7 protein-coding genes are annotated in these 14,115 nt (G+C 63.8%); 2 read left to right on the top strand and 5 right to left on the bottom strand.

The window, feature by feature from the left end; translation table 11 throughout:
- The first annotated feature begins 44 nt into the window (after positions 1–44).
- A complete protein-coding gene (locus EAH73_RS15465; protein ID WP_140468108.1) occupies positions 45–944 on the top strand; it encodes a YicC/YloC family endoribonuclease in 900 nt (299 codons plus the stop codon).
- Between the two features lie 351 nt (positions 945–1,295).
- Positions 1,296–1,844 carry a hypothetical protein gene (locus EAH73_RS15460; protein WP_140468106.1) on the top strand — a complete coding sequence of 183 codons (549 nt, stop codon included), beginning with the start codon at positions 1,296–1,298 and terminating at the stop codon, positions 1,842–1,844.
- A gap of 180 nt (positions 1,845–2,024) precedes the next feature.
- Here EAH73_RS15460 and EAH73_RS15455 read toward each other — a convergent pair whose 3' ends face one another.
- From EAH73_RS15455 to EAH73_RS15435, 5 genes are all read right to left on the bottom strand, one after another.
- Complete coding sequence (locus EAH73_RS15455; protein WP_140468104.1) at positions 2,025–2,441, bottom strand: VanZ family protein; 417 nt, start codon at positions 2,439–2,441, stop codon at positions 2,025–2,027.
- Positions 2,442–2,462: 21 nt separating this feature from the next.
- Positions 2,463–2,843: a glycine cleavage system protein GcvH gene (gcvH, locus tag EAH73_RS15450; RefSeq protein WP_140468102.1), complete on the bottom strand. Its 381-nt coding sequence runs from the start codon at positions 2,841–2,843 to the stop codon at positions 2,463–2,465.
- A gap of 256 nt (positions 2,844–3,099) precedes the next feature.
- Positions 3,100–10,728 carry a cell surface protein SprA gene (sprA, locus tag EAH73_RS15445; RefSeq protein ID WP_240047283.1) on the bottom strand — a complete coding sequence of 2,543 codons (7,629 nt, stop codon included), beginning with the start codon at positions 10,726–10,728 and terminating at the stop codon, positions 3,100–3,102.
- Positions 10,729–10,888: 160 nt separating this feature from the next.
- Positions 10,889–11,494: a Holliday junction branch migration protein RuvA gene (gene ruvA / locus EAH73_RS15440; protein WP_068236864.1), complete on the bottom strand. Its 606-nt coding sequence runs from the start codon at positions 11,492–11,494 to the stop codon at positions 10,889–10,891.
- Between the two features lie 277 nt (positions 11,495–11,771).
- Complete coding sequence (locus EAH73_RS15435; RefSeq protein ID WP_193560205.1) at positions 11,772–14,042, bottom strand: NADP-dependent malic enzyme; 2,271 nt, start codon at positions 14,040–14,042, stop codon at positions 11,772–11,774.
- Positions 14,043–14,115 lie beyond the last annotated feature (73 nt).

Here is a 14,115-nt window from a genome sequence, read left to right as displayed (position 1 = left end):
CCGCGCCCCGTTCACTGCCCACTGTATAACTGTTAACTGAAAAGATGCTCATTTCCATGACCGGCTACGGCCAGGCCCACCGCGAAACCGACGCCTACACCGCCACCGTCGAGCTGAAATCGCTCAACTCCAAAACCCTCGACCTCACCCTGCGCCTGCCGCGCTTCCTGCTGCCCCACGAGCTCGAAATCCGCAACGCCGTGGCCAAGGAGCTGCTCCGCGGCAAAGTCAACCTCGCCCTCGACTTCGTGCGGCCCGCCGCCGCCCGCACCGCCGCCGTCCTTAATAAGGAGGCCCTGGTGGCCGCCTTCCATGAGCTGCGTGCCGTGGCCGAGGGCCTGGGCCTGCCCGCCGGCGAAGACACCCTGCTCGCCGCCCTGCGCCTGCCCGGCGTCATCCCGAGCCCCTCAGACGCCCGCGACGCGGAAACGGTGGCCGACGACGTGCCCTGGGCCGAGCTCCAGCCGCTGCTGCACGAGGCCCTGGGGGCCCTTCAGCGGTTCCGGCGCGACGAGGGCGCCACGCTCACTACTGAGATTCTGGGCTACGTGGCCACCATCCGCCAGCAGCTGGCCGCCGTCGAGCAGCACGACCCCGCCCGCATTGCCCACGTGCGCCAGCGCCTGCAGGGCCACCTGGCCGAGCTCACCAGCCACGAGCAGTTCAACGCCACCCGCTTCGAGCAGGAAGTGCTCTACTATATAGAAAAGCTCGACATTGCCGAGGAGAAGGTGCGCCTCGCCGCCCACCTCACCTACTTCGAGCAGGCCGCCCACCAGCCCGACGAGGCCGTGGGCAAAAAGCTCGCCTTCCTGGCCCAGGAAATCGGCCGCGAAATCAACACCATCGGCTCGAAGGCCAACGACGCCACCGTGCAGCACCTGGTGGTGGGCATGAAGGAGGAATTGGAGAAAATAAAGGAGCAGTTGAACAACATTCTCTAGGCCCGTGCCAGCCCGCCGCCAAGCGGTTTAAGCGAACGTTAAATGGTAAAAATATATTTGCATTATTCATGGCAAATAATGCATATTCAACATATTACTCACTAGCAATAAAGCGTTGTTAATTATTGCTTTTAAATGATGTTGAATCAGGCAATAGGCCTTATTCAAGTAAATTGGCCGTATTTAGCTAAATGACTTGCACTGTGCAGATAAGGGGTTTTTGGGGCCCCAGGGATTTCAGGGCGAACGGGGCATTTTTTGTTTTACCAAGATGTGGTAATTTTACAGAAGGACTTATATATTTCGTCCTCCCTCCCCCCTCTTCGCAACTCCACCTGAAACCCCAGTCCCATGAAATCCACACTTTTACTCTGCTTCCTGGGCCTTTTCCTGATGGCTGCGCGGCCCGCGTCCGAGATTGAACTGATCAAAAAGCACGTGCTCAGCGAGCGGGTGGAAATCCTCATCCCCAAGGGCTTCGAGGTGATGAGCGAGCAGCAGATGGACTTCAACTACGCCAAGGCGCAGAGCCGCCCCAGCGTCATTTTCACCAACAACAACTTGGTGAGCCTGGCCTTCAACTACTCCGACAACGAAGCGGACCAGGACATGGTGGATGTGTACGCCACTACGTTCACCAAAACCTACCACAAGCAGTACAAAGACGCCACCTGGTTCGGCGACGGCGTGAAGAACATCAACAACCACAAAGTGGGCTACCTCGAGTTTATGAAGCCCGAGATGGGCCACCAGGTGTACACCCTGGTGTTCTTCACCGACGTGCAGGGCAAGCTCATGATCTGCACCTTCAACTGCGCCGACCGCCAGAAGCCCGAGTGGGAGCCCGTGGCCAAGCAAATCATGCTCTCCGTGAAGGCCAACACGGAGACCGGCAAATAGAACACCTCGGAGTTACAACGCAAAAACCCCCTCTGCTGCCAGCAGAGGGGGTTTTTGCGTTGTAATCTGCAGCAGTTTTTGGGTTCTCTTCAAACAGCCGTAGAACGGAGTGGCATTTCGTCCTACGGCTGTTTAAAAAGAGGACCGCTCCGTTCAAGAGTTGGAACTCACCCGAATTGGCTATACCCAGGCGGCCACCGGGGGGCGGCGGGCCAGGAAAACGGCCGGCACCAAGGCCAGCAGGGCCCCAATGCCGTCGCTGAGCAGGTCCGAGAGCTCGGCGTGGCGGCCCTGGGCCATCACGTATTGCAGCACCTCGATGAGGGCCCCGAAGGCAACGCAGCCGGCCAGCACCACCACGGCGGCCTGCTGGGCCAGCACCGGCCAGCGGCGCTGCCGCCGGAGCGAAAACCAGCTGAGGGCAGCCAGCACGCTGAACACGCCCGCGTGGGCGGCCGTGTCGAAGGAAAGCAGCGTCCAGGCCGGCGTATCGGGCATGTCGCGGGACGGCGTGAGGGTGAGCAGCAGCATGAAGACCGCCCACAGCAGGGGCAGCGCGGCGTAGGCCCGGCGGGCCGGGGACAGCGGATTCGGCATCAGTAGCGGGGGCTGGGGGCCCTAAGCGCCCACCAGCTCGCCGTAGGCTTCGGCACTGAGCAGGCCTTCGAGCTCGGCGGGGTTGGCGATGGCGATTTTCACCATCCAGCCGTCGCCGTAGGGGTCCGAGTTCACGGTTTCGGGGGCGTCGGCCAGCTTGGGGTTCACCTCCAGCACGGTGCCGGTGATGGGGCTGAACAGGTCGGACACCGTTTTCACGGCCTCCACGGTGCCAAACACGTCGTGCTGGGCCACTTCCTTGTCAACGGTATCGATGTCTACGTACACAATGTCGCCCAGCTCGCGCTGCGCGTGGTCGGTAATGCCAACGATGGCTACGTCGCCTTCCACGCGAATCCATTCGTGGTCTTTGGTGTAGTGCAGGGTGGTGGGCAGGGTCATGCGGTGAGGAAGTGAATGGGCGAATGAGTAAGTGGGCCAGCCAAGGCGTACCAAGGCTCAAAAGTAGGCAAGCCGGCGCGGCCACCCGAACTAGGGCCCCGGAAAATTATCTAAACAGGCGGTCATGCTTACCTGGCGTCCGCGCAGTCGAAGCATCTCTCCTGCTGGCTAATCCAATCTTTCAACGATTGATTTACTGCTGCGGGAAAGATGCTTCGGCTGCGCGGACGCCAGGTAAGCATGACTGCTTCCTCACTTACTGCGTCAGGCTGTAGCGCAGCAGCAGGCCACCTTCGGTGGTGGCGTTGCGGAAGGCGTTGCTGACGCGGGGCGTGGTGATGGTTTGGGTGTAGTAGAACTGGAGGTTCAGGCGGGTGTTGAGCAGGTAATCGACGGTGGGGCGCAGCTGGAGCGTGCGCGAGCCGTTCACGATCTGGCTGCTGGGCGTGCCCACATTGGCCAAGATGAGGGTGGTGGCGTCGGCGGGGTCCACCACGTTCACGATGCTGCGCTGGATGGTGGTGTTGTCGTTGATGCTCAGGTCGAGCTTCATGTTGAGCGTGTTTTTCAGCACCCGCTGCTCGCCGCCCACCCGGAAGGGCAGCTTCAGGCCGGTGGTGACGTAGCCGAAGCCAATGACCAGGGCCGTGGTGTGCAGCTCCGTCACCTGGGCGTTGGTGACGTTCAGGGCCAGGGCCCGGTCGGTGCGGTACTCCACGCGGCCGGTTACCTTGTTCAGTGTCTGGAAGTTCACCCCAATCAGCGGCGACAAGTGCTCCACGATGCTCACCTGCCCGATGACGTAGTAGGGAATGTACTGCCCAGTGGCGCTGGCGCGGGTGGGGAAGTCGAAATTGTTGTTGTTGTAGATCGTGGACGACGTGTAGGAGCCCACGTTGTAGCTCGAGTTGTAGGCGTGGTTGAGGGTGAAGGAAGCGAAGTAGTTGCGGAAAAAAGGCAGCTGCGAGAGGCCGTTGTAGCCAATGTTCCAGTTGGGGATGGGCAGCTGGTCGAAGAGGTTGAATTTCTTGGCCCGGTAGCCGTCCGAAGACCGGCCGTGGTAGGCGTCGAGGAAGGCTGGGATGAGCACGTCCTGCGAGTTGTAGCTATAGTAGCCCGTGGCGGCGGCCGGGATGGGCTGCCCCACCCGCGGCGGGTTGGCCTGCGCCAGCCGATTCTGGATGAAGCCCCGGTTGGTCACGAAGCGCGAAAAGGCCTTCGATACTTCGCCGTTGGCGCTCAGGTCGCCGAAGAGCGTGTTGATGGTGATGGTGCTGGTGCTGAACGAGCCCGAAGTGAGGGCCTGGGCCTGCGTGGGGTCCAGGATCTTGTTGCCCGTTACCGGGTCGCGGGCGGCCAGCAGGCTCAGCGTATCAATGCGGTTGCGGTAGTAGGCTTCGCTGTTTTCCACTTTCTGCCGGCGCGCATCCACCTGGATGAGGAAGTCGCGGAACGGCTCTAGGGTGGTGCGCAGGGTCAGGTTTTCGGTCAGCAGGTTGCTGAACGGCGTGTTCAGGTATTCGCTGCTGCCGGTGTACCAGCCGTTGCGGCTGGCGTAGTCGTAGAGGTCGGGCAGGGCATATTGCTTGCCGATGATGAACGGAATGCCCGGGGCCAGGAGGCCGGATTTGCGGTAGTCGGTGAGGCCAAAGGCCGTGGTGCTGGGCAGGTAGCCGGGCAGCAGCGTGCCGCTGGAGCGGGCGTAGGTGAAGTTGAGGGAGCGGGCCGTCATCAGCGAGCGCAGCACGGCCTTCACGGCCTTCACCAGCACGGGCGTGGTGTCGCGGGGGGCGGTGGCGTCGGGCGTGGGGCGGGCCCCTGGGGCCCCAGGGGCCCCAGGGGCGGTCGGCGCGGGGCGCGGGGGCGGCGGCGGGGCGTTGTTGATGATGTTCAGAAACTTCACCTTGTTGTAGAGCTTCACCAGGTCGATGCGGCCGTTGGCCCCGATTTCGGCGTTGTTCTGGATGGTGTTGCCCAGGTTCAGCACCACAGTGGTGGTGTCGGTGGGGTCGGCGGTGCCGTCGGGTAGCAGCCGCGGGTTGGGGGCGCGCAGGGCCGTGGAGGCCGCCTGCCAGGTGTAATTAGCCGCGTAGCGCACGTCGGCGCTTACCCAATCGGTGAGCGGAAACTTATCGAGCGGCAGGCGGTAGGTGGCCGCTATCTTCTGGAAGAAGTTAGTGGTGCGGCCCCCAGCCAGCAGGTGCTGGCGGATGAGGGTGCGGTTGTCGATGGCCTCCTGGCTGGTGCCCACGGCGCGGCCCACGCCCTCGTCAATCACGCCGCGGTTGGTGGCGGTGTAGTCGATGTTCAGGGCCTTGGTCAGGGCCCAGTTCAGGTCGTAGATGCGGTTGATGTAGAACGACTTTTGGTACACGCCAGCAATGCCGAACGTGGTGGGTACCTCGCCGGGGTTCACCACGCGCTGCAAAAACCGCTCGTTATAGCGCCGGTCCAAGTCGATGCGGAAGTTGAAGCGCGTGGGCAGCGGCGTGAAGTTTATCTGCTGCAAAAACTTCAGGTACGGGCTGCTCAGGGCCTTCACCTGGGCGAAGGGCGTGTAGTTTTTGGGCGTGGTTTGGAAGGTGTAGGCCGCTGCCGCCTGAAACGAGCGCGTGTAGTCGCTGGAGGTGCGCACGTCGGAGTGCTGGCGCTCGGCAATGGAGTAGCTCAGGGCAATGTTCTCGAGGTCCCAGGGCTTGGGCTGGCGCGGGGCCACTGCGGGGCCCCCGCCGAGGGGCGGCGCGGCCACCACCCGCTCCTTGCGCACGTTCAGCAGCGAGAGGCTGCGCGTGGTGGTCATGTCAATCACCTTCTTGCTGTAGTCGGCGCGGGCGTCGGCGTCGGTAAATTTCTCCAGGCTCTGGCGCAACTTGGTGTCGGGGTCGAGGGGGTCGTACTCGGGGGCCCGGCGCTCGGCGCCCACTTGCAGCAGCACTGGCACGCGCAAGTGCAGCTGGGCGGGCAGCAACTTGTCGGCGGCCACCACGGCGTTCAGGTCGCCGCGCATCACGTCGTCGAGCGAGCGCTGCTGCACCTTGTCCTGCAAGCCGCCGAAGCCGATGCTGGTGAAGCTGCCGGTGGCCGTCACGGTGGCCAGGTCGGCCAGCTTCACGTTCATGCGGGCGTTGGCGGCGTAGCCGGCCTGCTGCTCAAAGTCGTACACCCGCAGCTCGTCGGCCCACATGTTCACGCTCTTGGCCCCCACGTCGGCCGAGGTCGGGTTCAGAATGCCGATCATGCAGCCCTGCACAGCCGAGAAGTCGGGGTTGCCCACCACCGTCACGGTGGCCCCGCTGGGCAGCGTCACGGTAAAGGGCACCAGGTAGTTCACCGGCGACTGCTTGTTGCGCAGCGCTTTGGCATCGATGAAGTCCTGAAACGCCACATCGATGTTGTTGGCCTCGGGCCACACTTGCAGCTGCGCGGTTTGGCCGGCCCGGGTGAACACCAGCGGCACCGAGTACTCGTAGTAGTTCTGGGTATAGTCGGTACCGATGCGCACAAAGCCGCGCACGTCGCCGTCGCGGATGTTGGGGTCCTCGGCGTCGGCGTGCAGGTACATGCGCAGGCGCTTGTAGCGCAGCATGTTCACGGTCAGGTTTTTGTAGGCTGCCTTGGCGTAGCCGTCGCTCAGGCCCGTCACCGACAGGCGCAGGCTCTGCTCATTCTGCACCCGCGCCACGGCCGAGCTGCCGTACTCGGTGTCGCGGATGATGTTGGGCGGCGTCACGTAGGGGATGGCGCCGGGCGTGGCCGACTGCCCGTTTTCCTCCACGCTCACGGTGGAGATGCTGAAGGCCCGCGCGTCGGTGGTGATGTTGACCGGCAAGTTGCTCTGGGCCTGCGCGATGGGGTAGTTGTAGCGGCGCCACTGGTTGGCCACGAACTGGGGCTGCACCAGGCGCAGCACCACCGGCTGCTGCCAGCCGGTCATGTACATGCGCACGAAGCGGATGGACTTGTAGCCGAAGTCGGTGGTGCTGGTTGCGCCGTTCACTACGATGCGCTGGTTGGGGTCGCGGATGGGGATGCGGAACTGGTACCACGTCACCGACTCGCCGCCGCTGTTCGTGATGGGCGGCGTCGTCACCTTGTCGATGATGTAGTTCTGGCCCACGGTCAGGGCGTTGGTGCCGGTGCTGGGCCCCAGCGGAATGCTGTACTCGTGGTACTGCTCCACGTCCTGGATCACGTTGTCGCGGTTCAGGTCCTCCTTGTCGGGGTAGGCCGTGGACGTGGCCTGGCTGCCCTCGGGCGAGTTGCCGTCGTAGCCGTTGTAGTTCTTGTAGCGGCCCAGGATTTTGACGTTGTTGGCGTCGTAAAACCCGTCGAGGTGGTAGCGGAAGTTGTCGGCCGCGGGGTCGTTGACGGCCCCGTAAGCGCCCGGGATGTTGCTGCCCGCCTGCGCCGCAAAGGCCTGCTCGGCCACGTCGTTCAGCCCGTCGAGGCCCACGTCCTGCACGGCCCGGGCCCCCGGCGCGGCCGAAAATGCATCGGTCAGGAACTGCTGGGTGCTCACCTGGCCCCAGATGGTGGGCTGCACCAGCGTGGCGGGGTCGGCCTGGTCGGGCGTGGGCAAGCCGTTCTCAAACTCGTGCTGGTTACTATCGCGCAACAGGTCCTCGCTCACGTTGCCGAGGTTGATGACCAGCCGGCCGCCGGTGGTGTTGTTCGTCGGCGCGTTGAGCGGGCTCGGGTCCGAGTCGTTCACCTGGCCGTTGGTGCCGGGCAGGAACGGGTCCAGCATCCAGAACTCCAGGTACTCGATGTTGGCGTTGTCGAAGTCGGTATCAAACGTAATGGCCCGCGAAATGCCGCCGTAGCGGTTTTCGGGCAGGTTGAGGCCCGTGTTGCTGGCGAAGTGCTGGCCGTCGGCGGCGATGTTGGGCGTGTAGTTGTAGGGCCCCCGCTCGCCGGGGAAGTAGGCCATGTCGAAGGTGTACTCGTAGCCGTTGCCGGTGGCGCCCAGGTCTTTGTTGGGGAACACCTCGTTGCGCGGAATGCCGCGGGTGTAGTGGTTGCGCAGCGCGGGGTCGCCGGCGATGTTGGCCGGCACGCTGGGCCCCCCGGTGTAGTAGGTCTGGTCCACGGTGTACCAGGCCAGCTTGGCGCGCTGGTAGTTCACGCCCAGGCCGGTGGCCTGCGAGATGGTGGACGGCGTGGTGGCCAGGCGCCAGGCCGGGATGGCCGTGAGGCCCCCCAGGGTGTAGGGCGTGCGGGCGTTCTCAAAGTCGTCGACGTAACTGGTGCCGTTTTCGCCGCTGCCCAGTTGCGACTTGCCCGCCAGCAGCTTGGCGAATTCGCCGCTGAAGGCAAACGTCGAAATCTCCTTGGTCGAGTAAAACGGCAGCCGGTCGAGCAGCTTGGTCAGCACCCGGCTGTCCTTGCGGATGCTGCCGTCGAGGCCCACGATGCTGTTGTTGGCCGGCTCGTCGCCGATGTTCACGCGGTTGATGCCGGGGGCTTGGTTCTCGAGCAGGTACAGGGCCGTGCCGCCCAGCGTCACGTCCTGGTTCAGGCGGTAGTCGAAGCGCGTGCCCAGCAGGCGGCGCGGCTGCACCTGCACCAAGGCGTTTTTCTCGAAGGTGATGCGCAGCTCGTTGGCCGAGGCCAGGTACGCGGGGTTCAGGATTTTCACCTTCGCCTGGTCGTAAAACACCTGGTAGTCCACGCCTTCCGTGAGCAGCGTCGAGCCCGAAAACACCTTCACCGAGCCCTGCGCCACCCCGATGCCGGGCAGGCTCACCTCGTCGGTGGTGGTGCCCTGGTAGCGGCCGCGCAGGTAAAACTTGTCCTTCTCCTGGCGCTGCTGGGCGTCGCTCTGGGTTTGGTTGTACAGCTCGGTGTACACGTATTTTCGGATCAGGGCCTGCTCGGCGGCCACGTTCGCGCCCGCCGTCGTGCCGGTGGTGTCGAACTGCGCCCGCAGGTAGTCGCCGAAGGGCTGCACGTTGGGGAAGATGATGCGGCCCAGCTCGGGGTTGACGGTGACGCCCGGGAAAAAGTCGAAGTTGCCGTCCGGGTTGCGGTCGTTGTTGGGGTTCACCCGGTCCAGGCCCAGCACCTGGATCAGGGGAATGTTCTGAATCTTCACCCCTTCCTTGAGCGAAATCAAATCGACGCCCGTAATGTCGTCTTTGTAAATGAGCTGGAGCTGGAAGTTGTCGCGGTTGAGCTGCGTGGTATTCAGCGAATACACGTTTTTCATCATCAAGTCCCAGGTCGGCGAGTTGCGCGTGGGGGGCCCCGGGGGCACCAGCGGGTCGGGCCGGGCCACGGGCAGCACCCCAATGCCGGGGTTGGTTGCACGCAGCAGCTTCAGGTAAATCACCTGGTCGGCGGCCACCGTGCCGTAGTCCTGCACGGTTTCGCCCACCTTGTAAGTCTGCCCGTTGTAGATGTAGGAGTAGCTCACGCCCAGCGTTTGGTCGGGCAGCAGGGCCGTGTTGAGCGATACGTAGCCCAGCTCGGCGTTGAAGGTGTACTCGTTGGGGTCGAGTTTGCGGGCCCGCACCCGCTCGTAGTCCAGGTTTTTGGCCAGGCCCAGGCCCTGGAGGTAGGTATCGACCGTGAGGTTGTTGCGGGCCTGCGTGCCGGCGGCCAGCAACGTCGCGTACTCGCGGTTGGCGTTGTTGTTGGCCGGCGTGCGTACCGTGGAGCCGCCCTTGGCAAAGAGCTGGTCGCGGTAGATGCGCACGGGTTCAGCAATGTCCATCAGGGCCACCACGTTGCGCAGGCTGGCGGTGGTGCGGTTGTCGTTGGTCACGTACACCTCCAGCTGGGTAATCTGCACGCCGCTCTGGATGGTGGGCAGGTTGCGCAGGGCCGCGTCGTAGCGCTCGCGGAAGTAGTGCGACACGAAGAAGTGCTTGTCTTTTTCGTACTGGCTGGCCTTCAGCTCAAACTGCCGGCTCTGGGCCCCGTTCTGCACGCGCACCTCATCGGCGGTGCCGCGCACGGTGGCGGCCACGGCCGTCACGCCCAGCCGCCCAAACTGCAGCTGGGCCTTGGCCCCGAACAGGTTTTGGCCGCCCTGCACCAGCGAGTTGCCCAGCGGCAGGCTCACGTTGCCCAGGTCCAGCTTGCGGATGATGTCCGTTTCCTGGCCCGAGTAGTCGAACTTCATCTGGTTGTCGAAGTCGAACGAAGCCTTGGTGTCGTAGTTGAAGGCCAGCTTGAGCTTGGTCCCGACCTGCCCGGTCAGGTTGATGTTCATGCTCTGGTCGAAGATGAAGTCGCCCACCCGCTGCTGGCGCAGGGTCAGGGCTGGGTTTTCGTTCGTGTTGAACTTGGCCCCCGCCTTGATGCTGACCGCGCCCGCGGGCCGGATGTCCACATAGCGCCCGCCGAAAATCCGGTCGCCCACGGGCCCCAGGTCAATCTTCGGAATCAGGCGCTGAGCCTGTGGCGTGCCCGCCGCCACCGGGGGCCCCACAACGCCGCCCCGGGCCCGCTCGCGGTAGTAGTTGCGGATGGCCTGGCGCCGCTGAAACTCTTCGTACTCCTTGTACGTAAGCCGGCTCGGGTCGCGGTAGTCGATGTTTTCGCCCACCTTTTCCTGCACGTCGAAGTTTTGCAGGCTGTCGTCCACGGCCACGTTCAGCTTCACGTTGGGCGGCAGCGGCAGCACCAGCGGCGACTCGCGCCGCGGCTGGCCCATGGGGCTACCGGGGCGGTCGCGGGGGCCCACCCGCGGCCGGCGGCTGGGTTTGTAAATGGTGTCGGCCGGCGCGTAGCGGGCCGCATCGGGCGCGGCCAAGGTGCTGGGCACCAAGGGCCACGCGTGAGCAGGGCGCCGAACCAGCGGGCCAGCTTGGGCCCACCACGCCAGCAACGACGCCACCAACACCACCGACGGAGAGAGTAATTTACGACCGAATTTCAAGCAGAATAAAGGTTGGGCAGCGGCCACGCGCCCCGCGGCGGGAACCCCGCCGAAGCGGTTCCGCCCCGGCGGCACACACAAGAATAATTATATCCAACGAGCACTTCGCCGGCCGAAAGGGTTGCCTGGGCGGGGCCCGCCAACTGCTTCCCGCTCAGGCCTAGTGCGACTTCAAAGCAAACTTAATCATTTCCTCCACCGTCAGGCCGGGGCCGTGCTTTTGGGCAATTTGATCCAGGTTCTTTTCGGCGGCGGCCCGGGCGAAGCCCAGGGTTACCAAGGCCTGCAACGCTTCGGCGCGCTGGGTATTGTGCTGGCGGGCCAGCGGCACGGTGTCCACGCCGGCCTTGGCCAGCAGCTCGTCTTTGCGCAGCTTGTCCTTTAGCTCCAGTATCACGCGCTGGGCCGTTTTGGGCCCCACGCCCTTAATGCTCTGGATGGCGCGCACGTTTTCGTGCACAATGGCTTCGCGGATTTCGCCCACGCTCATGCTGCTCACCATCACAATGCCCGTGCCCGGCCCAATGCCCGACACCGAAATCAGGAGCATAAACAGCGCCTTTTCGGCCGGGTCGAGGAAGCCGTACAGCGTCTGGCCGTCTTCCTTGATGTGCTGGTAAGTATAAATTTTGGCCGGGGCCCCTTCGGCCGGCAGCTTCGAAAACGTGGCCAGCGAAATCCGGACTTCGTAGCCCACGCCGCCCAGGTCCATGATGGCCTGCGTGGCGTCTTTGTAGGCCAGCTTGCCGTCGAGGTAAGCAATCATAAAAACCGTAATTTGGAAAGGAGGGCCCCGAAAGGGGTTTTTTACTGTCCAAATTTACTAAACTTTCATGCGAAAGTCCGGCGGCCGGGGCCCCGGCCGCCACTGCCCGCGCCGGTTTAATCCAATTGCCCAGCCGGCACCGGCCAGAAAGTCCCGCCAAGCCCAACGGGTGGCGGCTCCGAAAAGCAAAACCCCGGCGTTGGGCGACGCCGGGGTTTCGGCAGTGCATGGGGTGTAGGGGCCCCACGCACTGCAATCAAATAAAAGGGCCGGGCCTTTACATGCCCTTGCCGCCCGACTGCGCATCGACCACGGCAATGGAGGCCATGTTCACAATGTCGCGCACCGAAGCGCCCAGCTGGAGGATGTGCACCGGCTTGCGCATCCCCATCAGCACCGGCCCGATCAGTTCGGCTCCCCCAATTTCCTGGAGCACTTTATAGGCAATGTTGCCCGACTCCACATTGGGGAAAATCAGCGTGTTAGCGCCTTTTTCGGCCAGTGGGCTGAAGCCGTAGTGCTCTTGCAGCAGGCCGGGGCTCAGGGCCACGTTGGCCTGCATCTCGCCGTCGAGGAGCAGGTCGGGGTAGCGGGCCTTGGCCAGCTCGGTGGCGCGGCGGGTTTTTTCGGGCAGGGCCCCGGCGTTCGAGCCGAAGTTGGAGTAGGACACGACGGCGATGCGCGGCTCGTTGTCGAAGAAGCGCACGGCGCGGGCCGTGAGACCGATAATCTCCACCATCTGCTCGGCCGTGGGGTCGATGTTCACTGTGGTATCGGCGAAGAAATAGGGCCCCTGCTTGTGCTGGATGATGTACATCGACGACACGCGCTTCACGCCTTCCTCAGTACCAATGACTTGCAGGGCGGGGATGATGCTCTTGCCGTAGTCTTTGGTGAGGCCGGTGATGCAGGCGTCGGCCAGGCCGGTTTCCACCATCATGGCGGCGTAGTAATTGCGCTCGCGCATCAGGCGGCGGCCTTCGTAGAGCGTCATGCCGCGGCGCTGGCGCTTCTGGTACAGCAGCTGGGCAAACTCGGCGCGGCGCGCTTCCTCCTTGAGGATGTTGACGATTTCGCAGCCCTCCAGGTCGATGTTGTTGGCGCGGGCAATTTCCTCGATCTTCTCCTGGGGCCCCAGTACGATGGGCGTGGCAATGCCCTCGTCGCGCAAAATCTGGGCGGCCTTCAGCACCTTGTAGTTGTCGCCTTCGGCAAACACCACCCGCTTGGGCCCCGACTTGGCGGCGCTCGTGATGCGGTTCATCAGCTTCTGGTTGCCGCCGAGGCGGGCCTGCAGCTGGTCGCCGTAGGCGTGCCAGTCGGTGATGGGCATCCGGGCCACGCCGCTGTCCATCGCCGCCTTGGCCACCGCCGGGCTGATGCTGGTGATAAGTCGCGGGTCCAGGGGCTTGGGAATGAGGTAGCTGCGCCCGAAGGCCAGCGTGTTGTCGCCGTAGGCGCGGTTCACCATGTCGGGCACGGGCTCGCGGCTCAGTTCGGCCAGGGCGTGCACGGCGGCCAGCTTCATGGCCTCGTTGATTTCGGTGGCCCGCACGTCCATCGCCCCCCGGAAAATGTAGGGGAAGCCGAGCACGTTGTTCACCTGGTTGGGGTGGTCGCTCCGGCCGGTGGCCATGATGAGGTCGGGCCGGGTGCCCATCGCCAGCTCGTATTCGATTTCCGGGTTGGGGTTGGCCAAGGCAAACACGATGGGGTCAGCGGCCATCGTGAGCAGGTACTCGGCCGGCAGCACGTTGGCCGCCGACAGGCCCAAAAACATGTCGGCCCCCACCAAGGCCTCGCCCAGGTTGTTGAGCCGGCGCGTGGTGGCGAACTGCATCTGGATGGGTGCCAGGTTGGTGCGCCCCTCGTGGATGAGGCCGTCCTTGTCGAACACCACCACGTTCTCCTTCTTCAGGCCCAGGGCCAGGTACAAGCGCAGGCACGACACGGCCGCCGCCCCCGCTCCGCTCACCACGAGCTGAATTTCGTCAATCTTTTTGCCCACCAGCGCCAGCGCGTTCAGCAGCGCCGCCGCCGTAATGATGGCCGTGCCGTGCTGGTCGTCGTGCATCAGCGGGATGTTCATCTGCTCGCGCAGCGCCGTCTCAATCTGAAAACACTCCGGGGCCTTAATGTCCTCCAAGTTAATGCCGCCGAACGTGGGCTCCAGCGCTTTCACGATGCGGATGAACTCGTCGGGGTCGGTGGCGTCAATCTCAATGTCGAAGCAGTCCAAGCCCGCGAACTTCTTGAACAGCACGCCCTTGCCTTCCATCACCGGCTTGCTGGCCGCGGGCCCAATGTTGCCCAGGCCCAGCACCGCCGTACCGTTGCTGATGACGGCCACCAGGTTGCCCTTGGCGGTGTACTTGTACACGTCGTCGGGGTTGGCGGCAATGGCCAGGCAGGGCTCGGCCACGCCCGGCGAGTAGGCCAGCGCTAAGTCGAGCTGGGTGCTGACGGGCTTGGTGGGCACCACCTCTATTTTGCCCGCGGGGCTCTGCGAGTGGTAGTTGAGGGCGTCCTCCTTGTTAATTTTCAGCATCGGTGGGCGGTTTCAAATAAAAACCGGCCGCGCGGTCGGCGCGGCCGGGCAATGGAATGGCGGCCAACAGACC

Origin of the sequence: Hymenobacter nivis, assembly GCF_006439025.1 — a bacterium.
Taxonomy (GTDB): Bacteria; Bacteroidota; Bacteroidia; order Cytophagales; family Hymenobacteraceae; genus Hymenobacter; species Hymenobacter nivis_A.
This window is presented reverse-complemented; position numbering and strand designations above follow the sequence as displayed.

What these genes read in the sequence shown, in the direction of transcription:
- EAH73_RS15465 (WP_140468108.1), top strand. Translation starts at nt 45, where the DNA reads ATGCTCATTTCCATGACCGGCTACGGCCAGGCCCACCGCGAAACCGAC.
- EAH73_RS15460 (WP_140468106.1), top strand. Translation starts at nt 1,296, where the DNA reads ATGAAATCCACACTTTTACTCTGCTTCCTGGGCCTTTTCCTGATGGCT.
- EAH73_RS15455 (WP_140468104.1), bottom strand. Translation starts at nt 2,441, where the DNA reads ATGCCGAATCCGCTGTCCCCGGCCCGCCGGGCCTACGCCGCGCTGCCC.
- gcvH (WP_140468102.1), bottom strand. Translation starts at nt 2,843, where the DNA reads ATGACCCTGCCCACCACCCTGCACTACACCAAAGACCACGAATGGATT.
- ruvA (WP_068236864.1), bottom strand. Translation starts at nt 11,494, where the DNA reads ATGATTGCTTACCTCGACGGCAAGCTGGCCTACAAAGACGCCACGCAG.
- EAH73_RS15435 (WP_193560205.1), bottom strand. Translation starts at nt 14,042, where the DNA reads ATGCTGAAAATTAACAAGGAGGACGCCCTCAACTACCACTCGCAGAGC.